The following is a 22119-nucleotide window of genomic DNA, read 5'->3' on the forward strand; positions in this document are numbered from 1 at the left end:
GGATAGGTCAGCTGCCGATATGCCGCTGGCCGCGTTTTCTTGCCAGCGCGATCTGAAGCTGCCGCTGACGGTAGCGCAGCCGGTCTTCCTCCGTGCGCGTGTGATAGCAGTGGCTGCAGGAAACGCCTTCCTCGTAGAGTGGCGAGGTGATTTCCTCTGAAGTGATCGGGTTGCGGCAGGCGTGGCACAGCCGATGCTCACCTTCCTTCAGGCCGTGTTCGACGGACACACGTTCATCGAAGACGAAGCAGGCGCCGTCCCAGAGGCTTTCCTCCGGCGGCACGTCCTCCAGATATTTCAGGATGCCGCCCTTCAGATGATAGACCTCGTCGAAGCCCTCAGCCTTCATGAAGGCAGTGGCCTTCTCGCAGCGTATGCCGCCGGTGCAGTACATGGCGATCTTCGGCTTGTTGTGCAGGCCGGAATTCTGACGCACCCAATCCGGAAATTCGCGGAACGTCTTCGTCTTCGGGTCGAGTGCGCCGCGAAAGGTGCCGATTGCCGTCTCGTAATCATTGCGGGTGTCGATGACGATCGTATCGGGATCGGAGATCAGCGCGTTCCAGTCCTGAGGCGCCACATAGGTGCCGACCACCTTGTTGGGGTCGATGTCTTCGACGCCCATGGTGACGATTTCCTTTTTCAGCTTCACCTTCAGGCGCAGGAAAGGCATCTTCGAGGCGCGGCTTTCCTTGTGCTCCAGGTTCGAAAATTCCGGCTGGGCACGCAGGAAGGCGAGCACGGCGCCAATGCCGGCATCCGGTCCCGCGATCGTCCCGTTGATGCCCTCATGCGCCAGAAGCAGCGTTCCCTTGACGCCGTTCTCTTCGCAAAGCGCCTGCAGCGGCGCTTGCAGGCTGACAAAGCGCGGTACGGAAACGAAATGGTAGAGCGCCGCTACGAGGAACGGGCCGGTGTGTGTCAGGCTGTCGGTCATGGGCGGGAAATACAGAAAATCGGCGGCTCGCGCAATTGCCTTCGCCGGTAGCGGCTTTGACGATTACCGATTATGCTTTCGCCTTCCATTCCGAAAACGGCCGCACGCCGAAGCTTGGGTCGGAAGTATCGTCGCTGATGAACTCGATCGAGTGTCCATCCGGATCCTTGAAATACATCGACATGGCGGGCATCCAGCCGAGAGGTTCGACACCCTTTGCCTTGATAGCGGCGGGCGCCTGCAGCCGCCTTCGACAGTCATGCGGAAGGCAATATGCAGCCGCATCCTCAGAGGCCCGGTTCCGGTTTCCCAAAGACCGAGCATGCCAGTCTTCCTATCGTCCACCCAGAGGAAAGCAACTTTGCGCTCCTCGAATGACGCCGCCGGTTCGAGTCCGACGACATCCCGGTAGAAATCCATGGAGGTCTTGAGGTCGGCAACGGTCAGATGCGTCTCGTAGAGCCCGAGCAGCTTTGGCATAGCAGCATTTTCGGCAAACATTTTTTCCTCGCGGTCAGGTCTGCTTGGTCAATCGCCGGAGGGTAGGACCTCAAGTCTGGTTGAGGTCAATGGGCTTTCTTTCGACATTTCAGAGGCGCTAGCGCAATCGAAATAATGACGCCGCCGCTCAATTTGCGGCCGTCAGCCAGAGCAGTTCAATGCGCTGCGCTTCGTGATCAGGATCATCGGCGAAAACGGCTTCGGCTTTGACAAGCGCCTGCCGCCGGTCTTCCTGCTGGCGGAAGATGATGGCGTCGAGCAGATGCGCCAGATCGTCATTGCGGGTGAAGAGTTGAGGCTCGGCTTCCACCAGTTCACAGAGCACTGCAAGGTCGTGAATATGGCCGAGATCCTCGACGAGCTCCTTGGCCGCATCGCGCTTGGCCTTCATCGCGCCCGGCCAGATGTCGCGCAAAAGGGCGTGATAGAGTCGATAATCGTAGGTGCGTTTGCGCAGAACATGGAAGTCGTCGGCCGACGCCTCGCCGTGGCAGGCGGCAAGCGCGGTCCCGGCCTTTCGGGCGGTGCGGCGCCAGCTCTTCGCCAGCATGCGGGCATTCTTACGATGACCGCTATCAAATGAGACTGTATCGAGTGCGGCGATCGCTTTTTTCAGAACGTCCGAGGTTTCCGCGAGCCGCTGCTCCAGGCCGCTTTCGGCCTCCCCCATCCAGTCACGGCGGCCTTCGAGAACAGTGACGATCCGTCCGAGCGCTTCGCCCTCTTCTTTTCCGCGGGCTGAATGCTGCAGATATTGCGCCGTGCCGATGAGGGCGGCGGCGTCGCGGATTGCCGACAGCGAGCGTGCAGCATCGCGCAGCCGTGCATTTTCGCGGTCCTGAAAATCCGGCACGTCGCGCGCGACGAGCCGGTAGAGCGAGCGCAACCGCTTCAGGTTCTTGCGGAAGGAGTGGATCGCCTCATGCGCGCCGTCCGGCCGCTCCTCGAGGACCGCGATAGCGCTTTCCAGCTGCTCGGTCGCGACGTCGCGGAACGCCTCGGTGAAATCGGCGTCAGGCCGAATGCGATAGGCCATGCCTGTCATGCCCGTATTCTGTGGCGAGGGCCTGGTTGGAATAGCGGAAATCGCCAGTCACTTCGCGGCCAAGCCAGCCGGGCAATGCCGGGTCATCGGTTTCCGCCGTCATTTCCACTTCGGCGATCACCAGCCCGCGATGCGCGCCCGCAAAGACGTCGACCTCCCAGACGAAACCCTGATACGGAACGCGGTAACGCGTTTTTTCGATGACGATGCCGATCGCGTTCTGCAGCAGCTCTTCGGCATCTGCAATCGGGATGTCAAATTCGAATTCGTCGCGGGTGATAGCGCTGCGGCCAATCTTGATCGTCAGCTTCGCCTTCCGGCCGTCGAGGATGCGCACCCGGACGGAGCGGTCGTCCATTGAGGCGATATAACCCTGCTTGAGCACAGATTTCGTCTCGACGGCGGATCGCCATCCATCGCTGCGAACCAGGAACTTCCGCTCGATCTCTTTCGCCATGCCAGTGAACCTTTTGTGACGATCGCCGCACGGTAGACCAATTTCCCCGCATTTCCTACCCATCTTCTCATGCGGCCGGGTTTTATCTCGACAAGGGTCGGCGGGGGCGTTATTCGGGATGCAATTTCAATCGTTTCAAGGAGGTCGCGCGACCATGGGCGAGAAAACAGAGAAGCTCCTTTCCATCCTGAAACTCCAGCCGGTCGTCCCGGTCCTGATCGTCGATGATGCCAAGTCGGCGGTGCCGCTGGCGCGCGCGCTCGTCGCAGGCGGCCTGAAGGCAATCGAGATCACCATGCGCACGCCGGCGGCCCTCGAGGCGGTGCGCGCCGTCGCTGCCGAGGTCGAGGGCGCCGAAGTCGGCGCCGGCACGATCCTGAACGCGGCCCATTGGCAGGCCGCCGTCGAGGCCGGTTCGAAGTTCATCGTCAGCCCGGGCACGACGCAGGAGCTGCTCGATGCTGCCGCCGATTCCGATGTGCCGCTGCTTCCGGGCGCTGCGACTGCCAGCGAAGTCATGGCGCTGCGCGAAGAAGGCTACCAGGTGCTGAAGTTCTTCCCTGCCGAGCAGGCCGGCGGCGCCGCCTTCCTGAAGGCGCTTTCCTCACCCCTTGCCGGCACGCTGTTCTGCCCGACCGGCGGCATTTCGCTGAAGAACGCCAATGATTACCTGTCGCTGCCGAACGTTATCTGCGTCGGCGGCTCCTGGGTGGCGCCGAAGGAACTGGTCGCTGCCGGCGATTGGGCAGGCATTACCAAGCTCGCGACGGAAGCGGCAGCGCTGAAGGCCTGAGATCGTATTTTCCTAGGTGGGTGTGAAACCCCTCTGTTATGACGGACATCTCCCCCACAAGAGGGAGATCGGCAGGAGGTTAGCCTTCCCGATCGTGGCTTCTCGGCGAGCCCCCCATTTGTATTTCAGCCGTCGCAAACCTATGTTCTGCTCCAGCCTCAAACAGGAGATGACGAGGAATGTTCGACGCGAAGAAGCTTCTCGACCAGTTCTTGGGTTCGCAGGTTCCGGGTCTCGGCGGTTCGGTCCGCGACAGGGCGGGCGACGCCATGCAGACGGCACGGAACAATCCGATGAAGACCGGTGCGCTCGCAGCCGTGCTTCTCGGGACCAAGACCGGCCGCAGCATTGCCGGCAACGCGCTGGCGATCGGCGGTCTTGCCGCCATTGCCGGCCTCGGCTACCAGGCCTACAAGAATTACCAGTCGGGGCAGGCGCCGGCAGCCCCGTCGGATGCGCCCTCGGCAAACAATCCGGTTCTGCTGCCGCCGCCGGCCGAATCCGGTTTCGGACCGGCCTCACCGGCTGGCAGCAACGAATTTGTGCTGGTCCTGATCCGCGCGATGATCGCCGCCGCCAAAGCGGACGGCCATATCGACGCCGCCGAACGTGCGCTCATCATGGAGAAGATCACCGCCGCCGACGTCAGTGGCGAGGCCGCCGCCTTCATCGAGCGCGAACTCGCGTCGCCGACGGATATCGATGCGCTCGTCGCTGCGGCGGTCACGGAAGAGCAGCGCGTCGAGCTCTACACCGCCTCGCGGCTCACCATCGATCCGGATTCGCGCGCCGAGCGCGGCTATCTCGATCTGCTTGCCGGCCGGCTCGGCCTCGCCGACCAACTGGTCGACCATATCGAGGCGACGGTGTCGTCCGCTAAGACCACCTTGTCGCAGTAACATCTCGGCCGGTTGCCTTTGTCGGGCGGCTGGCCTATCCACTCCTAGACAAGGGGAGTGAACATGCGCGATCTTGCAAATTTCAAGGGCTGCCCGGCGCCGAAGCCGGTCACGCTGAAGGGCCGTTTCGTCACTGTCGAGCCCTATCGGCGCGCGGAGCATCTCGAGGCGTTGTGGGACGGGCTCGGCGGCATGGGCATCAACCCGCTGTTGCTTTATTTCGCGCAGGACGATTTCTCCGGTATCGAAGATTTCGCCAACTGGCTGGAGGCCGTCCACACCAAGTCCGGCTGGCTCACCCATATCTTCCGCGACAACGCCAGCGGCAAGATTGTCGGCATGGCGAACTATATGCGCGCCGACCCGGCAAATGGCGTCGTCGAGATCGGCGGGGTGGTGCATGGGTCCGATATGAGCCGTTCGCCGCTTTCCACCGAGGCGCACTACCTGATGGCCAAGCACGTCTTCGACGATCTCGGCTACCGCCGCTACGAATGGAAATGCGACAATAACAACGAGGCGAGCAAGACGACGGCGGTGCGGTACGGCTTCAGCTTCGAAGGGATGTTCCGTCAGCACATGATCTCGAAGCATCGCAACCGCGACACCGCCTGGTTCTCGATGATCGATGCCGAATGGCCGCTGATCAACGATGCTTTCGAGGCCTGGCTTTCGCCCGATAATTTCGACGCTGCCGGCAAACAGATCCGACGCCTGCAGGATATTCGTGCCGATCTTGAGAAGGAAAGGCTCGCGTGACCCCCGAAAGCCGCTCGCAGGCGACCGCCGCCGCCATCATCCTGCTCGGCGCCGGCCTCGTCATCTATTTTCTGCCGACCATCGTTTTATGGATCGGCAATTTCTCGCCGGTGCTGGGAATTGCCGTTGGCGTCTGCCTGATCATGGCCTTTTTCGCGGTTTTCTGGCTCAGGGCGCGTTACCAGCGCGGCCGAGAAAAATAAAGTCAGCCCTGCAGGGAGGCGCCGAGCAGCAAGACGCCCATCAGGATGACGAGAAGGGCGCCGAGGATTTCGATGGCGTTGCCGATCCAGACCGAGGCGGCCGAGCCGCGTCCGGAGAGGCGGATGGCAGCACCCTTGGCGGTGACGGCGAGGGTGGCAAGCAGCGATACGGTGATCGCCGTGCCGAGCGACATGGCGACTACCGACAGCATGCCGCCGAGATAGAGACCGTTCAGCAACGAAAAAGTCATGACCAGAAGCGCACCGGAGCACGGGCGGAGGCCGACGGCCACGATCGCCGACCAGGCCTCGCGGACGCTGAACCTGTCGCCGGCGAGCAGGGCCGGATCCGGCACATGTGCATTGCCGCAGGTCTCGCAGACCATGCCCGGAACGAAGGTGTGGCCGGCGTCCACGGCCTGCGCCTTGCCATTGAAGGCATAGGCCCGGCGTTCGGCGGCGTTGTCCTTCCAATCGAGCATCATGCTGACCGGACCGGCGGACGTGGCCATCGGCCGGCGGCGCGGCAAATTGCCCGCCATCGAGCGCAGTTTGCGAAACAGCAGCCAGCCGCCGAAGAGGATGACCATGACGAAGCTGGCGATTTCCATAGCATGAGTCGCGGCCGTCAGCGTGATGCCGGTGCCGCGCAGCACCAGCCAGGCGCCGCCGACCAGGGCGACGGCGACGACACCCTGGATGAAGGCCGAAATGAAGGAAATCACCACGCCGCGCTTCAGCTCGACCTCGTTGGCGATCATGTATGAGGAGATGACCGCCTTGCCGTGGCCGGGGCCGGCGGCATGGAAGACGCCGTAGGCGAAGGAAAGACCGATCAGAGATGTCAGCTGCCACGGATCCTCGCGCATGCCCTTCAAGGCATCCGTCAGCGCCCGGTAGAAGGCCTGCTGCTCATAGTTCACATAGAGCAAAAGCGATGCGAACGGCCCGCCGGTCGGTTGAAAACTTGGTTCGGCCGTGCCGATGCCGAGCGGCGATTGCGCATGGGCAAGGCTTGCCGCAGTCACGAGCGCAAGGAGTGCTGCGGAAAGGATGAGGGGGCGTTTCATCAACATGTGATATCCAGCCGGGTGGCGAAGAGCTTGGACATGTTGGTGCCGGTCGGATCGTTGAAGAAGGCGTCCGTCAGCGACTGCTTGTTTTGCGAGATTACCTCGTCGGCATCCGGTCTCACCACCTGGTGTTTGCAGGCCTTGAAGCTGTCGCCGACCGTGGAGAGTTCGTTGTCTGTCGGAAAGTCGATCGACGTATAGAGCGTCGGGTCGTAGACGCCGAAAGTGAGCCTGCCCTTGAGCGGCATCTTCTCCGCCGGTTTGACCGCGAAGAACATCAGGAGCTGGCCGTTCTTATAATCGACATGGATGATGTCAGGCTGCTGGACCGTGACGTTCTTCCCGTTGACCGTCAGGTTCATGTAGTAGTCGTAGTCGGCAAGCGACTGCTTCACCGTTTTCCCGACCTGCGCGAGTTCGTTCGGCTCCAGCTTCAGATCGGTGTTCTTGTCGAAATCCATGACGACCGAGGAGGAGAAGACCTCGTCGAAGCGCCAGACATTGCGCAGTTCCTCGATGCTGCCGTCGGCGCCGGCGACGACTTCGAGCCGCGCTTCCACGAAGATATGCGGATGCGCAAGGGCGGTGGCCGGCGCCAGCGAAAGAAGCGCGGCTATCAATGGTATGGATTTTTTCATGCGTCCCGCTGCCTTATTCGCTCGACCCGAGTTCTTGCCAGAAATTGGGACGGAATTGGGACCGGCTTGCGGCCGATGCCGATTGTCGACGTCCGTTCGCCCGGTCTGGCGGCTCTTTCGGCGCTGCCTCACGGATGCTTCTTGAACCAGTTGTGCAGGTAGTCGACGAAGATCCTCACCTTGGCCGGCAGGTAGCGCCGGTGTGGGTAGACGGCATAGATGCCGCGGTCGGTCGGGATGTAATCGTTAAACAGCGTCAGCAGTTCGCCGCTCTCGATCGGCTTGCGGGCGACGAAATCGGGGATGAGAGCGATGCCGATGCCGGCGAGGGCGGCGCGCAATGTCGCATGCGGACTGTTGACCTCTATCGGCCCGGAGACGGCGACGGCGAAGGTGGTGTTATCAGGATTGTAGAAGCGAATGCTCCCCTGGGTGCGCGAATTGGTATCGACGATGAAGGGGACATTGGAGATGTCGCTCGGATGCTCAAGATCGGGATGACGCTCGATAAAATCCGGGGTGGCGCAGAGATGGACGCGGAAATCGGAGATCTTGCGGGCGATCATGCCGGAATCTTCGAGCTTAGAAATCCGGATCGCCACGTCGAAGCCTTCCTCGATCAGGTCGACGAATCGGTCATCGGCGGCGATCTCCAGCGAAAGGTCCGGGTTCTCGGCGGCAAAATCGATCAGCGACTGGCCGACGTCGGCGTCGACGAAGGTGCGGGGCACCGAGATGCGCAGCCGTCCCTTCAACTGGGCATTGTTTTCGCGCACGAGATCGGCAAGGTTGTCGATCTCCTTCAGAATATCGGAGGCGCTGCGGTAATAGGTGTGGCCGGCTTCGGTCATCGAGAACTGCCGGGTGGTGCGGTTGAGCAGCAGAGCGCCGAGTTCGTCTTCCAGTTCGCGCACATATTTGGAAAGCAGCGCCTTCGAGCGGCCGGTGCGCCGTGCGGCGGCGGAAAAACCTTCGGCCTCGACGACATCGATGAAGGCGCGTATGCGGGTCAGAGTGTCCATGGCGCTTCCCAAGCTGTTTCGAAACATTGAACAAATTGGCCCGACCTGTTCAATTATTTTTTTGACCTCCAGATCAAAAAAACGCTTGATTGTGAAGGCGAATATTCTTATTTCCACCTCAGCCCAAAGTCGCACGTGCCCATGGGTGTCCGCCGAACCCTCGAATTGGTGAGGAAATCGGTAAGGTACCTGGAATTAACCCCTCCAGTCGCTATTCCGGCCAACCGGAAAATGCGAGGACGCCTGAAGCAACGACGGTGCGGGCCTTTTTGTTCTCTCCCTGCTTTCCATCAGCGGGGGTTACTGAAGAGGCACACCATCATTGCCGGAAGTGCGGTTGGGATTCTCCCTCCAATCCATGGCAGACAAAGCCGAACTTACACCGCGTCCGCGGCGTTGGTTCACTATCCGCGCATCGAGCGCTTGCTATGGTTCCGGGGTCTCCACCGGCTGGTTCCAATGCGAGTTCTCGTATGCCCTTTGTCCTCCGGTTCATGCCGGAGCTCTGGAATTGGAAGAGGGAATCGATATGACCACCCAGCGCATCCGCGACTTTCTCGCAACCCGACGTCCCGACGGTCCCTGCCTCGTGGTTGACCTCGATGTCGTTCGCGACAATTTCCACGCCTTCCGTCACGCCATGCCGGACAGTGCCATCTACTACGCCGTCAAGGCCAACCCGGCTCCTGAGGTGCTGAAGCTGCTCGCAGGCCTCGGCTCCAATTTCGATTGTGCATCCGTTGCCGAAATCGAAATGGCGCTCGAAGCCGGCGCGACCGCTGCCCGCATCTCCTTCGGCAACACGATCAAGAAGGAACGCGACGTCGCCCGCGCGCATGCGCTCGGCGTCAGCCTCTTTGCGGTCGACAGCCACGAGGAAGTCGAGAAGATCTCGCGCGCCGCTCCCGGCGCCCGCGTCTTCTGCCGCGTGCTGACCGATGGCGAAGGCGCCGAATGGCCGCTGTCGCGCAAGTTCGGCTGCGTTCCGCAGATGGCCGTCGACGTTCTCGTCTACGCCCATCAGCTCGGCCTGCAGTCCTACGGCGTCTCGTTCCATGTCGGTTCGCAGATGACCAAGGTCGATGCCTGGGATTCGGCACTTGCCGATGCCAAGCGCGTCTTCGTATCGCTCGCCAAGCAGGGCATCCACCTGCAGATGGTCAACATGGGCGGTGGCTTCCCGACCAAGTATCTGCGCGACGTTCCGTCCGCAGAAGCTTACGGCAAGTCGATCTACCAGGCGCTGCGCACGCATTTCGGCAACCAGATCCCGCAGACGATCATCGAGCCGGGCCGCGGCATGGTCGGCAATGCCGGCGTCATCAAGGCTGAAGTCGTTCTGATTTCGAAGAAGTCGGACAATGACGATGCCCGTTGGGTCTTCCTCGACATCGGCAAGTTCGGCGGTCTCGCCGAGACGATGGACGAAGCCATCCGCTATCCGATCCGCACGGAGCACGACGGCGACGAGATGGAGCCCTGCGTCATCGCCGGCCCGACCTGCGATTCGGCCGACGTGCTCTACGAGAAGAACCTCTATCCGCTGCCGATCTCCCTTTCGATCGGCGACGAGGTCCTGATCGAAGGCACCGGCGCCTATACGACGACCTATTCGGCGGTCGCTTTCAACGGTTTCGAGCCGCTGAAGGCCTACGTCATCTAAGGTCGTTTCCGTCGGCCCCGTAACCAGCCGGGGCGGCAACTTCACAATTTTCCTTCATCGCCGCTGATAACGGTATTGGGTACGGGAGGCCAAGGTGGCCGCTGTTCTTGATTCTGTCCGCGCATTCTTTGCGCCCACCACGTTTGCCATCGACGCCGAAAATCCCTCGGATGTCGTTGCCCGTGAAAACCTGCTCGACCGCGTCATGGGGCCAGATCGCCGCAAGAAGTCATCGGAGAAGATCCGTCGCAACCGTGTTCCGGCCGAGGGCCTGGCACTTGTCGCGCGTGATCGCGATGGTCATGTCATCGGCTCGGTGCGGCTCTGGAACATCGAGGCCGGCGTCAACGATGCAGGCACGCCGATCAATGCGCTGCTGCTCGGCCCGCTCGCCGTCGATTCCCATCACGGCGGCAAGGGCATCGGCGCGGCGCTCATGCGCGCGGCGATCCTCGAGGCGAAGAACCGCGGCCATGGCGCTGTCCTGCTCGTCGGCGACGCCGCCTATTACGAGCGTTTCGGCTTTTTCGCCGAAAAGGCTCGCCATCTCGTCATGCCGGGTCCGTTCGAACGCTCGCGCTTTCTTGCGCTCGAGCTTACGGAAGGCTGGCTTGACGGCGCGGCCGGCATGATCGTCCCGTCCGGGCGCATGCTGGCCGGCGCGCCGGTTCGCCGCGCCGCCTAACCCATCGGCTGGCCGGGGTCGGACATTCTTCCTCCGGCCGGCAATCCCGCTCCGCTTGACCATGCAGGCAGGCGGGCCTGCCGTGGTCGCGGCGCGGATTGTCTTCCCGCCCGGTGGCGTGGACGAAGCGGGCACCGCGTCCCCCGGTGCACTGGCAACACAATCGCGTGAAAAATGCGGTCGGCCCGCGACCCTGTCGCGGCAATACCTTATCTTGCCCCGCATGGTCCGCGCTCTCTTGCTGCTGTTTTTCTTTTTTCTGTCGCTTGCCGCAGCGGCGCCGGCTGCCGCCCAGAGCACGGCCCGCGCCGTCACCGGGCTTGGTCCGCGTCTCGATCGGGCGGCCAGCGACCCGGCGATGCGGCCGCTTAAAACGGTGATCGTCTCGCGCGGGGGACGCGTGCTTGCCGAACGCGGCTTCCGCGGACATTCTCCGGCGGAATCGGCCAATATCAAATCCGCTTCGAAAGCGATCGTTTCGGCGCTTGTCGGCATCGCTATCGGCAAAGGCCTGCTTGAGGGACCGGATCAGAAGATCGCGCCGATCCTGAAAGCCGATCTGCCTGAAACACCGGATCCGCGTCTCAACGACATCACCATCGGTAATCTTCTCTCCATGCAGGCGGGGCTCGATCGCATGTCCGGACCGAATTACGGCCGCTGGGTCTCCTCGCGCAACTGGGTGCGTTTTGCGCTTTCGCAGCCTTTCGTCGATCGGCCCGGCGGCGAAATGCTCTATTCCACCGCGTCAACGCATCTGCTTTCGGCCATTCTCACCAGGGTCGGCCGCCGCTCGACGCTGGCGTTGGCGCGCGATTGGCTCGGTCCGGTCGAGGGTTTTCGCATCGGCGCATGGGAGCAGGATCCGCAGGGCATCTATCTCGGCGGCAATCAGATGGCGATGAGCGCGCGGTCCTTGCTTGCCTTCGGCGAACTCTATCGCAACGGCGGCAAGACCGCCGAAGGCCGCCAGGTCGTCCCCGGGGACTGGGTCTCCCAGTCATGGCAGCAGCGGACCAACTCACGCTTCTCCGGCGATGAATATGGCTATGGCTGGTTCACCCGGCAGATCGGCGGCGAGAAGGTGCACTTTGCCTGGGGCTATGGCGGTCAGATGCTTTATATCGTGCCGTCGCTCGATCTGACGGTCGTCATGACTTCCGAGGAGAGCGGCCCCTCGGCGCGAAACGGCTACAGGGATCTGCTGCACGGCCTGCTGGCGGATATCATCGGCGCGGTGCGGGCCGCTTGAAAAAACGGTGATCGATAAATTTTTAGCAAAGCCTCCAATCAAACCGCAAAAAGCTTCCTGTAGGGTCCGCGAGAATTTCGGGAAAGCGTCATGCTGCTGGATCTCAGGACGATCTATTTCATTGTTGCCGTGAGCTGTTTCGTGCTGGGCATTCTCCAGCTTGCAGCCTATGCGACTGGGCGCTTCGACAGGTGGCCACTCTGCTGGGGTTTAAGCAACCTGCTTGTCGGCGTCGGATCCTTCCTCGTCGCGCTGCGCGGTATCGTTCCCTATTCGGTTTCGGTCGACGGCGGCAATATCGTCACCATCGCCGGCTACATGCTGATGTTCTTTGCCGTGCGCATCTTTTCCAGACGGGGTCTCGACCAGCGCTATTTCTGGCTTGCGATCTTGCTCGTCAGCGTGCCTGTCGTGCTTATCGTCAGCGACCCCACCGCGGTATCGGCAAGGCTCCTCTATGTCTCCGTCATCTGCTGCCTCTGCGATCTTGCCATTGCGAGGGAAGCCGTTAGCATCGTCCGGCGCGAAAGGCTTTATTCGGCAGCCCTGCTTGTCGGCCTCTACATTTGCACAGCGATGATTTTTGCCGCGCGCAGCATTCTTGCGGCAACCGGAGAGATCGGCGGGCCGGATCCTTTCGGCGGCAGCGTGGCTCATAGCTGGATGGCGGTGTCGGCCGTCGCCTTCATCATGCTGCGCAGCATGGCCATGGTGCTGATGGCGGCCGAGCGCGGCCGAAATCAGCTGACCGAACTCGCTCATCACGATCCGCTGACCGGCGCGCTCAATCGCGGGGGACTTGCCCAGCGTCTGCCCGCTCTCGGCTCCCAGCCGGTTTCGCTGCTGATCATCGATATCGATCATTTCAAGCAGCTGAACGATAGGCACGGCCATGCCGCCGGCGACGAGATCCTGCGGCTCTTTGTCAATGTTTCGAGAAACATCATGCAGCCCCATGATCTGCTCGCCCGGCAAGGCGGCGATGAGTTTCTGGCGGTGCTGAAAAAGGCTTCCCAAGAAGAGGCGGTAGCGATCGCCGAGCGCATTCGTCTCACCTTCGCAGCCGCCGTCATGCAACTGCCGGATCTGGCCGTCTTTCCGACGCTGAGCATCGGTGTCGCCGCGCGCACACAAAGCGACGAGGATTTCGAGCGGTTGGTCCACAAGGCGGATGAAGCGCTTTATCGCTCGAAGCGCGAAGGCCGCAACCGCGTCGAAGCTTTTTGGGAAGGTCAGCAGGCGGCGTAACGAAGCATCTAGATATTCTGATCCATCGTTTCGGCCGGGATTTCATCGGCGCGGTGAATGCGCACAACGGTGGCCGGCACGCCGGCGACCGTGCAATGTTCGGGAACCGGCTTCAGTACGACGCTGCCGGCGGCGATCTTGCTGAAGGCGCCGATTTCGATATTGCCGAGGATCTTGGCGCCGGCGCCGATCATCACGCCGTGGCGGATCTTCGGGTGCCGGTCGCCGGTTTCCTTGCCGGTGCCGCCGAGCGTCACATTCTGCAGAATCGATACTTCGTCCTCGATCACTGCGGTTTCGCCGATGACAATGCCCGAGCCATGATCGAGCATGATGGAAGCGCCGATCCGTGCGGCCGGATGGATATCCGGGCCGAAGACCCGCGAGGCAAGATTGGCGAGCCAGGTGGCGATTTCCGGCCGGCCGGCGCTCCAGAGCGCGTGGGCGATGCGGTGCGTCTGCAGCGCATGAAAACCCTTAAGGTTGAGAAGCGCGTGCAAGAACGTCGTGCAGGCCGGGTCGCGCTCGCGCACGGCTGCGAGATCGGCCTCGATCTTCCACATGATATCGTCGGTGAGAGTGGAGAGGATAAGATCGAACAGATTGCCTGTTTCCACCTGCGTTACCGACAGCCGCGCCGCCAGCACCCGGGCGATGATCTCATTGTTGCCGGTGGCATCCGTTACCTCTGTGGCCAGCAGCCGTCGCAAGATCGGCTCGCGCACGGCAAGTTCGGCCGCCTCGGCGCGGATCACCGCCCAGACGGAGGCGTTGTCCACGGACGGTGGCTGTTGTTCGGCCAAACCGTGGCCGGTGGATTTCGGCATTCCCGTTTCCTCTGTCAGCGACAGCGCAGCCGCTTCCTGCGCGCGGTTCATGTCGCCCATTGCCGGTAACAGGAACTCACGCCGAAATATCGATGACGCCGCAATCGCCGGCTTCGGAGGCGAAAGCGAGCAGCTTGCCGTTTGCGCTCCAGCTCATCGCCGTGATCGCGCCCTTGCCGGGGCGGCGCAGCAGCGCTTCCTTGCTGTCGGCGATGCGTACGGCGAGAATCATGCCGTCGATGAAGCCGATGGCAAGAATGTCTTCCAACGGATGGAATTTCACCGAGGTCGCCATGATATTGGCGCGCGTGCCGAGTTCGAGCGGCGCCTTGCCCATCGGCCCGTCCTTGCCCTGGAAGGGCCAGACGATGGCTGCGGGCGCGCCTGATGAGGCGAGCCATTTGCCCTTCACTGACCAGGACAGCGATTTCACCTTGGCTGGATAGCCGGTCATGCGCATGTGCCGGGCCTCGGCGCCGGGTTTGCTGTCGAGCTTCCAGCCGTGCAGGGCATTTTCCTGCATCGAGGTAACGAGAAAGTTGCCGTCAGGCGAGAAGGTGACTCCGGTATGCGCGCCCTTCCATTCGAGATCGACCGCTTTGGCGCTCGTGCCGACCCAGTGCAGCGACACGCCGTTGTAACGGGCGGCGGCGATGCGCAGGCCCTTCGGCGCGAAGGCGATGCCTTCGACCGTGCGTTCCTCCGGAAATTCCTTGGTGGTGCCGTCGGCGAGCCTAACGAGCGAGCTCTTGCCGTAAGAATAGGCGACGGCGCCCTGCGGGCCGGCAGCGACCTGCGAGATCCACTTCCGCGGCGCCGTTGCAAGTTCGCTGACGCTGCCATCCGCGGCAATGCGAAGAACCTTGCCGTCCTCGCCGCCGGATATCAGGCTTTCGCTATAAGGATCGCGGATGGCAGTGAGCATGCCCTGATGGGCTTCGCAAACCTTCTCGCCGCCGTCCAGCCGGTGAAACGTGCCGTTTGCGTTTGCGAAGAAGGGGATGTCACCTAAAAATTCGACGGCCAGAACGTGGCCGTCGAGATCAAGCGGTGCAACTGTCGGCATCAGGCGGCTGCCTCGCAGGCCTTGAAGGAGGCCTCGAGCTTTTCGCGGTCGAGATCGCGGCCGATGAAGACGAGACGGCTTTCATGCTTCTCGCCGTCCTTCCAAGGCCGCTGATGATCGCCCTCGATGATCATGTGCACGCCCTGGACGACGTAACGCTCGGGATCGTCCTTGAAGGCGATGATGCCCTTAAGGCGTAGAATATTCGGGCCCTGAACCTGGGTGATCTTCTGGATCCAGGGGAAGAAGCGCTCCGGGTTCATCTCGCCGCCGCGCAGCGACACCGACTGCACCGTCACATCATGGATCGCCGACATCGCGCCATGATGATGATGGTCATGGTCGTGATGGTGATGGTCGTGATCACCATGCTGATGATCGTGATCATGATGATGATCGCAATCCGGGCCGCAGACATGATCGTCATGGCCGTGTTCGAGGAAATGCGGATCGTTTTCGAGTGCGCGCTCCAGGTTGAAGGCGCCTTGGTCGAGCACGCGGGCGAGGTCGACGCCCGAGCGGCTGGTCTTGTAAACGCGAGCGGCCGGGTTGATGGCGCGGACGATGTCTTCGATCACATCAAGTTCTTCCGCAGTCACCAGGTCGCTCTTGTTGATGACGACGACGTCGGCGAAGGCGATCTGGTCTTCGGCCTCGCGGCTGTCCTTCAGGCGCAGCGGCAGGTGCTTGGCGTCGACGAGGGCGACAACGGCGTCGAGCTCGGTCTTGGCGCGCACGTCGTCATCCATGAAGAAGGTCTGGGCGACCGGCACCGGGTCGGCAAGGCCCGTCGTTTCGACGATAATGCCGTCGAAACGGCCGGGACGGCGCATCAGGCCTTCGACGACGCGGATCAGGTCGCCGCGCACCGTGCAACAGACGCAGCCATTGTTCATCTCGTAGATTTCTTCATCCGACTCGACGATCAGGTCATTGTCGATGCCGATCTCGCCGAATTCATTGACGATGACAGCATATTTCTTGCCATGATTTTCCGACAGGATGCGGTTGAGCAACGTCGTCTTGCCGGCACCGAGATAACCGGTGAGCACGGTGACGGGAATGGGCTTTTGGGTGGCAGTCGCGTCGGTCATGAGAACCTCTAGGATTGACGTGCGGCCGAGCGGCTTCGGATCGGCTGCTTAAACGGTTGGTCTCATATAATGGCATGGGCGCGGCAGTTCAAAGGGTTTTATAATGTTATAAGATCACGTCATCTGCCCGAGCAAATCAGTCGTCTTCACCGAAGCTCGCCGACGTCGAAGGCATCGACATCTTCCAGCAGTTCCACCAGGCCCCTTACCGCATGGGCAATCAGCGCCTCGCCTTTTTCAGCCGTCGCCGCCGCGGCATTGCCCGTTACGCCTTCGGCGTTGAGATCCGACATCTTCCAGCCGAAGGCGTGCGGCCCGTAGGCGCGCAGATATTTGAAGCGTTGGGCAAAATCCGTCTGTCGCGAAGGGAAATCTGCAGCCTTCGCCATATCAACCCTGTCAGGATGAAGCGCCAGCATGACCGAGGTCTCGATGTCGCCGCCATGAATGCCGATCGCCTTTTCCCCGGGCGGGATCACCCCATCCGGCAGGCCGAAGCGGGTCCAGCTCGTCGCCACGGCCAGCATGGCAAAGCGGATCCGCGCCTCGGTCGCGACGACGGTCATCAGGGGCGAGTTGCCGCCATGGGCGTTCAGCATCACCAATTTGCGGATACCCTGCTTGGCCAGGACTTCGGCAATGCCGAGCCAGCGGTGGACCGCCTCGTCGAAAGCGAGCGTCTTCGTTCCTTCAACATCCATATGCTCTATGGAGTAGCCAACCGATTCGACGGGCAGGAAGGTGACCGGCAGACCGGCGGGCAGGGCTACCTTCAATCGTTGGGCGATTCCTTGGGCAATTAGCGTGTCGGTTTCGAAGGGCAGGTGAGGGCCGTGCTGCTCATGAGCACCAAGCGGCAGCACGGCGATCGGGTGGCGCGGGGCAGGGGCCGAGGCAGGGCGCTTCTCGTCGAAGCGGGGCGAAGGCGTCATCATCCGGTCGTTGCCTCTTGTTTATGACGAGATCCTGGGCAATGTCATATCGCAGCGGCGTCGGGGCTTAAAGATCAAAGGGATGGCGATGGGAAAGAAGCATAAGGACGGCAAGAAGAGCAAGTCCAAGAAGAAGGACCAGACGGAGTATACGCTCGTCGATCTCTCGCCGGCGCTGACCCAGGCGGCTCGTTCCATGCGTACGGTGCTCTCGCGCAACCTGTTCGAAAGCGGCCTCTATGCCGGCCAGGACGGCGTCATTCTCTCGCTCGCCGAGAGCGACGGCATGACGGCGGGCGGGCTTGCCCAAAAGCTCGGCGTCAAGGCGCCGACGATGACCCGCACGATCGGCCGCATGGAGGCGCAGGGCTTCCTCGAGCGCAAGCCCGACGCCGAGGATGCGCGCCTGACCAAGGTCTATCTTACGGCGCTCGGCCGTGACAGCGTGCGGGCGATCGAGATGGCGGCCTCGGCTTGCGACAGGCTGGCGACGCTGGAATTTTCAGAAAAGGAAATCCGCAATCTCGTGCGCCTCTTGAAGGCGATCGATGCCAATCTGCAGGCAGAAGCGCTTCCTTTGGAAGAACATGATGAAGAGTGAAATTTCGCTGAAAGACGAATTGCCTCCGCCTGTTAAATCTTTTAATTAAACATTTTAAGGGACCGCGCCGGTTTTCCGACGCGGTCTGCTGTCTTGCGTGCTGCCTGGAGGAGGACACGTGGTCCAGAAGATCAAGCTTTCGACAATCGCCGAAACGCTCGGCATTTCAACGGCAACCGTATCGCTCGCTTTGCGCGACAGTCCGCTGGTTGCCGGCAATACGCGGGAGAAGATCAAGGAACAGGCGCGCGCGCTCGGCTACATCTACAATCGCCGTGCCGCCAGCCTGCGCACCTCGCGCTCCGGCATCATCGGCGTCGTCGTGCACGACATCATGAATCCCTTCTACGGCGAGATCCTGAAGGCGATCGAAAGCGAGCTCGATCGCAGCCGCCATACCTTCATCCTTTCCAACCATTACGACAATGTCGAAAAGCAGCGCACCTTCATCGAGACGCTCCTGCAGCTCGGTGGCGACGGCGTCATCATGTCGCCGGCGATCGGCACGCCGCCGGAAGATCTGCAGCTGGCGGAGGAAAACGGCATGCCGGCAATCCTTGTCGCCCGCTCGATGGACGGTCTGGAGCTGCCGACCTATCGCGGTGACGACAGTTACGGCATTTCACTTGCCACCAACCACCTGATCGGCCTCGGTCACCGCTCGATCGCGATGATCGGCGGCACGGACCAGACGTCCACCGGCCGCGACCGCTACCAGGGTTATGTCAATGCGCTACGCAAGGCCGGCATCGAAGTCGATCCGAACCTGCGCATTCCCGGCCCTCGCTCGAAACAGGGCGGTTTCGAGGCCGCGGTGCACTTCCTCTCGCTGCCGCAGCAGCCGACGGCGGCCGTCTGCTGGAACGACCTCGTCGCAATCGGCCTTATGAACGGCATTGCCCGTGCCGGCCTGGTGCCGGGGCGCGACATTTCGGTCACCGGTTATGACGATCTCGAGGAAGCTTCGATCGCCACGCCGGCGCTGACGACTGTCTGGAACGGCCAGACCGAAGTCGGCCGCCTGGCTGCGCGCGCGCTTCTCGATCGTCTCGCCGGCAGTCACGAACCTGACGGCATGCATCTCATCAAGCCGGAAATGCGCATCCGCCAGTCGACCAGTCCCCATCGGCCCCGTGCCTGAACCAGACCCCCGTCCAAGAGGAAAAGCCATGTCCCGCATTGCCATTCTCGTTCCTGGGAAGATACACCAGCGTGTTCTCGAAAGGCTGGAGGATCGTTTTGAGGTCATTGCCGTCGCCCGCGAGGAAAAGCTGGCGCTCGATGGCGAGACAGCCGGCCGCATCCGCGGCGTCGCCGTCTCCGGCGCCTTTCCCGGCACCTGGATGGACCAGCTGCCTGGCGTCGAGGTGATCGCCAGTTTCGGCGTCGGTTATGACGGCATGGATGTAAAACGGGCGGCCGAAAAAGGCATCGTCGTCACCAATACGCCTGACGTTCTGAACGACGAAGTTGCCGACACGGCGATCGGCCTGCTCTTGAACACGATCCGCGAATTGCCGCGGGCCGAAGCCTGGCTGCGTGCGGGCAACTGGAAGCCGGGCACGGCCTATCCGCTGTCGCGTTTCTCGCTCAAAGGCCGTCACGTCGGGCTCTATGGCCTCGGCCGCATCGGGTTCGAGATTGCCAAACGGCTGGAGCCGTTCAAGGTGAAGATCAGCTATCACACACGGTCGCGCCATGCCGATGCGCCCTATGAATATTACCCGACGTTGAGGGGACTATCCGAGGCGGTGGACACATTGATCGCGATCGTTCCGAAGACGCCGCAGACGCACAAGACGATCGATGCTGATGTCCTCGCCGCTCTCGGTCCGAACGGCATCCTCGTCAACGTCGGCCGCGGCTGGACGGTGGATGAAGAGGCGCTGAGTGCGGCTCTTGCGTCAGGTGCGCTCGGTGCGGCCGGCCTCGACGTCTTCTATGAAGAGCCGTCCGTGCCGGCGACGCTCATGGAACCGGCCAATGTCGTGCTGCTGCCGCATGTCGCCTCGGCCTCCGTGCCGACGCGCAATGCGATGGCCGACCTGGTGGCCGACAATCTGATTGCCTGGTTCGAGAAGGGAACGGCGCTGACGCCGGTGCCGGAGACACCGCAAAAGGTTTAGACGCAATGGTTCAAGCTGGCGTGATTGACCTGGCCACTGGTCAGGCGATTGCCTGCGCCCCGGTCACGGGCAGTTTGGCGGCGGCATAACTGCGGACCGCGTCGCCGAAGGCGGCAAACAGCCGGTTCGACGTCTTATCGGTTTCGGCCCAATATTCCGGATGCCATTGCACGCCGACGGCGAAGGCCTTGGAATCGATGACGGAAACGGCCTCCACAGTGCCGTCCTCGGCGGTGGCCTCCACCTGCAGGCGCGGTGCGGTCCTGGCGATCGCCTGGCGATGCAGCGAGTTGACGCGGATATCGCCCGGGCCGAGGATGCCGGCAATGCAGGACCCTTCCTTGACGTGGACAGTCTGGCGGATGGCGTACATGCCGTCACGGTCGACGCCTTCCGGCCGGCGATGGTCCCAGATGCCGGGTTGCTCGTGGATCTCGCTTGCCAGCGAGCCGCCGAGAGCGACATTCAGCTCCTGAATGCCGCGGCAGATGGCGAGCAGCGGGATGGCGCGATCGATGGCGCGGCGGATGAGCGGCAGGCTTGTGGCGTCGCGGGCAGGATCGAAAGGACCGTCCTTGTCATTTGCCTCGGCGCCGTAAAGCGAAGGATGCACATTGCTGGCCGAGCCGGATACCAGCAGACCATCGACCCGGTCGAGGATTGCGTCGGTGTCGTAGCCCGCCTCGAAAGCCGGGATGACAAAGGCCATGACGCCCGCCGCATTCAACGCGGCACTGAGATATTGATGCTGCACGGCGTGCCAGGTCGCACCGTCGAAGCTGCGAACATCGGCAGGAATGGCAACGATCGGTTTCGTCATTGTTCGCCCCGGTGAAATCTTCTGCTTGTCGTTTCTGCCGCCAGAATGGCCGCGAAGTCAACGTCTGGCTGCAACTGGCGGCCGATTTCTGCCGGCGCCTCGTCGTGGCGCCTGTCCTCGCGGCTAAGCTGCTGATTTTGATGGGTGCCTGCGTGTTGCCTTATTGCCGTCTTGATGCCAAAAGCTAATAGACTAAAGCTTGAATCGCGGCCCTCGCCATGCTTAGCTCTGCCCTCGCTGCGGGTGGGGTGAAGATTGGCCGCGCAGTGCCATCTATACGGGAGGTTTTTGATGGATCGTCGTTCGTTTTTCAAGAAGGCGGGAACCGCCGGGGCCGGCGCGGTTGCCGCAACGGCACTGGCAGCGCCTGCGATCGCGCAGGAGAATCCGAAGATCGCGTGGCGCATGACGTCGTCGTTTCCGAAGAGCTTGGATACGATCTACGGCGGTGCCGAAGACATCGCCAAGCATGTTGCCGCCGCAACCGACGGCAATTTCACCATCCAGCCTTTCGCGGCTGGTGAAGTCGTGCCGGGTCTGCAGGCCGTCGATGCGGTGGCTGCCGGCACGGTCGAGGCAGCCCACACCACCTCCTATTATTTCGTCGGCAAGGATCCGACCTACGCCATCGGAACGGCGATCCCCTTCGGCCTCAACAGCCGCCTGACCAATGCCTGGTTTAGTGACGGCAACGGCAACAAGCTGATGAACGAGTTTTATGCCACACAAGGCATGTATGCTTTGCCGGCCGGCAATACCGGTGCCCAGATGGGCGGCTGGTTCCGCAAGGAAATCAATACGCTCGATGACCTGAAGGGCGTCAAGATGCGCATCGCCGGCCTTGCCGGCCGCGTCATGGAGAAGGTCGGCGTCATCCCGCAGCAGATCGCCGGTGGCGACATCTACCCGGCGCTCGAAAAGGGCACGATCGATGCGGCGGAATTCGTCGGTCCCTATGACGATTTGAAGCTCGGTTTCCACAAGGTGGCGAAATATTACTATTATCCGGGCTGGTGGGAAGGCGGCCCGACGGTGCATGCGTTCTTCAACCTCGACAAATGGAGCAACCTGCCGAAGCACTACCAGGCAGCGCTCACCGACGCCTGCGCCTTCGCCAACACCAACATGCTGGCGAAATACGACACGAAGAACCCGACGGCGCTGAAGCAGCTTGTCGCCGAAGGCGCGACGTTGCGTCCGTTCAGTCAGGAGATCATGGAAGCCTGCTTCCAGGCGGCCATGGGCATCTACGGCGAAATCTCGGCCAACAACCAGTATTTCAAGAAGATCTACGACGACCAGACCGCTTTCAAGCGCGATGCCTATCTCTGGATGCAGCTCTCGGAATACACGTTTGATACGTTCATGATGATCCAGCAGCGGGCCGGCAAGCTCTGAGAGCTTCCGTCGGCGCCTGACACGAACGCATACCAAAACCCCGGATCGCTTGGTCCGGGGTTTTGTTTTTGGCCCTGTTA

24 protein-coding genes and 1 pseudogene are annotated in these 22119 nt (G+C 61.9%); 13 read left to right on the plus strand and 12 right to left on the minus strand.

Features of this window, described 5'->3' with window-relative positions; translation table 11 throughout:
- Positions 1-7: 7 nt before the first annotated feature.
- From A7X77_RS12120 to A7X77_RS12135, 4 genes and pseudogenes are all read right to left on the minus strand, one after another.
- On the minus strand, positions 8-937 hold the full coding sequence (locus A7X77_RS12120) for a rhodanese-related sulfurtransferase (RefSeq protein ID WP_064683173.1): 930 nt from the start codon (positions 935-937) through the stop codon (positions 8-10).
- 70 nt (positions 938-1007) lie between these two features.
- Positions 1008-1438: pseudogene (locus A7X77_RS12125) on the minus strand (VOC family protein).
- Positions 1439-1565: 127 nt separating this feature from the next.
- Positions 1566-2474: a CHAD domain-containing protein gene (locus A7X77_RS12130; protein WP_064683174.1), complete on the minus strand. Its 909-nt coding sequence runs from the start codon at positions 2472-2474 to the stop codon at positions 1566-1568.
- Entirely contained in the window at positions 2452-2940 is a 489-nt protein-coding gene (locus A7X77_RS12135; protein WP_064683175.1) for a CYTH domain-containing protein, read from the minus strand. Before A7X77_RS12135 ends, A7X77_RS12130 begins: the two co-directional genes overlap by 23 nt.
- 154 nt (positions 2941-3094) lie before the next feature.
- Here A7X77_RS12135 and A7X77_RS12140 point away from each other — a divergent pair, with 154 nt between their 5' ends.
- From A7X77_RS12140 to A7X77_RS12155, 4 genes are all read left to right on the plus strand, one after another.
- Positions 3095-3733, plus strand: coding sequence for a 2-dehydro-3-deoxy-phosphogluconate aldolase (locus A7X77_RS12140; protein WP_064683176.1), 639 nt, complete (start codon positions 3095-3097; stop codon positions 3731-3733).
- 179 nt (positions 3734-3912) lie between these two features.
- Positions 3913-4632 carry a tellurite resistance TerB family protein gene (locus A7X77_RS12145; protein ID WP_064683177.1) on the plus strand — a complete coding sequence of 240 codons (720 nt, stop codon included), beginning with the start codon at positions 3913-3915 and terminating at the stop codon, positions 4630-4632.
- Positions 4633-4695: 63 nt separating this feature from the next.
- Positions 4696-5391: a GNAT family N-acetyltransferase gene (locus A7X77_RS12150; RefSeq protein WP_064683178.1), complete on the plus strand. Its 696-nt coding sequence runs from the start codon at positions 4696-4698 to the stop codon at positions 5389-5391.
- The gene (locus tag A7X77_RS12155; RefSeq protein WP_010029726.1) at positions 5388-5594 is read left to right on the plus strand and encodes a hypothetical protein; all 207 of its coding nucleotides are present in this window, start codon (positions 5388-5390) and stop codon (positions 5592-5594) included. The genes A7X77_RS12150 and A7X77_RS12155 overlap by 4 nt, the downstream gene beginning before the upstream one ends.
- A gap of 2 nt (positions 5595-5596) precedes the next feature.
- Here A7X77_RS12155 and A7X77_RS12160 read toward each other — a convergent pair whose 3' ends face one another.
- From A7X77_RS12160 to A7X77_RS12170, 3 genes are all read right to left on the minus strand, one after another.
- A complete protein-coding gene (locus A7X77_RS12160) occupies positions 5597-6670 on the minus strand; it encodes a nickel/cobalt transporter (RefSeq protein ID WP_064683179.1) in 1074 nt (357 codons plus the stop codon).
- Complete coding sequence (locus A7X77_RS12165; protein ID WP_064683180.1) at positions 6664-7305, minus strand: DUF1007 family protein; 642 nt, start codon at positions 7303-7305, stop codon at positions 6664-6666. The genes A7X77_RS12160 and A7X77_RS12165 overlap by 7 nt, the downstream gene beginning before the upstream one ends.
- Before the next feature lie 128 nt (positions 7306-7433).
- Entirely contained in the window at positions 7434-8327 is an 894-nt protein-coding gene (locus A7X77_RS12170; protein WP_064683181.1) for a LysR family transcriptional regulator, read from the minus strand.
- A gap of 529 nt (positions 8328-8856) precedes the next feature.
- Between A7X77_RS12170 and odc2 the strand changes: the two genes are divergently transcribed.
- From odc2 to A7X77_RS12190, 4 genes are all read left to right on the plus strand, one after another.
- Positions 8857-9990, plus strand: a complete 1134-nt coding sequence (gene odc2 / locus A7X77_RS12175; protein WP_038691369.1) for an ornithine/lysine decarboxylase — start codon at positions 8857-8859, stop codon at positions 9988-9990.
- A 94-nt stretch (positions 9991-10084) separates the two neighbouring features.
- Positions 10085-10675: a GNAT family N-acetyltransferase gene (locus A7X77_RS12180; protein WP_064683182.1), complete on the plus strand. Its 591-nt coding sequence runs from the start codon at positions 10085-10087 to the stop codon at positions 10673-10675.
- Between the two features lie 223 nt (positions 10676-10898).
- Entirely contained in the window at positions 10899-11927 is a 1029-nt protein-coding gene (locus A7X77_RS12185) for a serine hydrolase domain-containing protein (RefSeq protein WP_064683183.1), read from the plus strand.
- Between the two features lie 90 nt (positions 11928-12017).
- Positions 12018-13175 (plus strand): GGDEF domain-containing protein, encoded by a 1158-nt coding sequence (locus A7X77_RS12190; RefSeq protein WP_064683184.1) that lies wholly within the window; start codon positions 12018-12020, stop codon positions 13173-13175.
- An 8-nt stretch (positions 13176-13183) separates the two neighbouring features.
- On the opposite strand, the gene cysE is transcribed toward A7X77_RS12190, so the two are convergent.
- The 4 genes from cysE to A7X77_RS12210 all read right to left on the minus strand — a co-directional run bounded on the left by cysE (position 13184) and on the right by A7X77_RS12210 (position 17097).
- The gene (gene cysE, locus A7X77_RS12195) at positions 13184-14002 is read right to left on the minus strand and encodes a serine O-acetyltransferase (protein ID WP_064683400.1); all 819 of its coding nucleotides are present in this window, start codon (positions 14000-14002) and stop codon (positions 13184-13186) included.
- 76 nt (positions 14003-14078) lie between these two features.
- The gene (locus tag A7X77_RS12200) at positions 14079-15068 is read right to left on the minus strand and encodes a WD40 repeat domain-containing protein (protein WP_064683185.1); all 990 of its coding nucleotides are present in this window, start codon (positions 15066-15068) and stop codon (positions 14079-14081) included.
- On the minus strand, positions 15068-16162 hold the full coding sequence (locus A7X77_RS12205; RefSeq protein ID WP_064683186.1) for a CobW family GTP-binding protein: 1095 nt from the start codon (positions 16160-16162) through the stop codon (positions 15068-15070). The genes A7X77_RS12200 and A7X77_RS12205 overlap by 1 nt, the downstream gene beginning before the upstream one ends.
- A gap of 146 nt (positions 16163-16308) precedes the next feature.
- Positions 16309-17097: a creatininase family protein gene (locus A7X77_RS12210; RefSeq protein WP_064683187.1), complete on the minus strand. Its 789-nt coding sequence runs from the start codon at positions 17095-17097 to the stop codon at positions 16309-16311.
- 85 nt (positions 17098-17182) lie between these two features.
- Here A7X77_RS12210 and A7X77_RS12215 point away from each other — a divergent pair, with 85 nt between their 5' ends.
- From A7X77_RS12215 to A7X77_RS12225, 3 genes are all read left to right on the plus strand, one after another.
- A complete protein-coding gene (locus A7X77_RS12215; protein WP_064683401.1) occupies positions 17183-17695 on the plus strand; it encodes a MarR family winged helix-turn-helix transcriptional regulator in 513 nt (170 codons plus the stop codon).
- A gap of 118 nt (positions 17696-17813) precedes the next feature.
- Complete coding sequence (locus tag A7X77_RS12220; RefSeq protein ID WP_029532233.1) at positions 17814-18836, plus strand: LacI family DNA-binding transcriptional regulator; 1023 nt, start codon at positions 17814-17816, stop codon at positions 18834-18836.
- A gap of 28 nt (positions 18837-18864) precedes the next feature.
- Positions 18865-19821: a 2-hydroxyacid dehydrogenase gene (locus A7X77_RS12225; protein WP_064683188.1), complete on the plus strand. Its 957-nt coding sequence runs from the start codon at positions 18865-18867 to the stop codon at positions 19819-19821.
- 40 nt (positions 19822-19861) lie between these two features.
- On the opposite strand, the gene A7X77_RS12230 is transcribed toward A7X77_RS12225, so the two are convergent.
- Complete coding sequence (locus A7X77_RS12230) at positions 19862-20641, minus strand: gamma-glutamyl-gamma-aminobutyrate hydrolase family protein (RefSeq protein ID WP_064683189.1); 780 nt, start codon at positions 20639-20641, stop codon at positions 19862-19864.
- Here A7X77_RS12230 and A7X77_RS12235 point away from each other — a divergent pair.
- Together A7X77_RS12235 and A7X77_RS12240 are read left to right on the plus strand one after the other, a co-directional pair.
- Complete coding sequence (locus tag A7X77_RS12235) at positions 20641-20829, plus strand: hypothetical protein (protein ID WP_064683190.1); 189 nt, start codon at positions 20641-20643, stop codon at positions 20827-20829. The two genes, A7X77_RS12230 and A7X77_RS12235, sit on opposite strands and share 1 nt — an antisense overlap.
- A 103-nt stretch (positions 20830-20932) precedes the next feature.
- A complete protein-coding gene (locus tag A7X77_RS12240) occupies positions 20933-22039 on the plus strand; it encodes a TRAP transporter substrate-binding protein (RefSeq protein WP_064683191.1) in 1107 nt (368 codons plus the stop codon).
- Positions 22040-22119 lie beyond the last annotated feature (80 nt).

Origin of the sequence: Rhizobium bangladeshense (genome assembly GCF_001662075.1) — a bacterium.
GTDB lineage: Bacteria > Pseudomonadota > Alphaproteobacteria > Rhizobiales > Rhizobiaceae > Rhizobium > Rhizobium bangladeshense_B.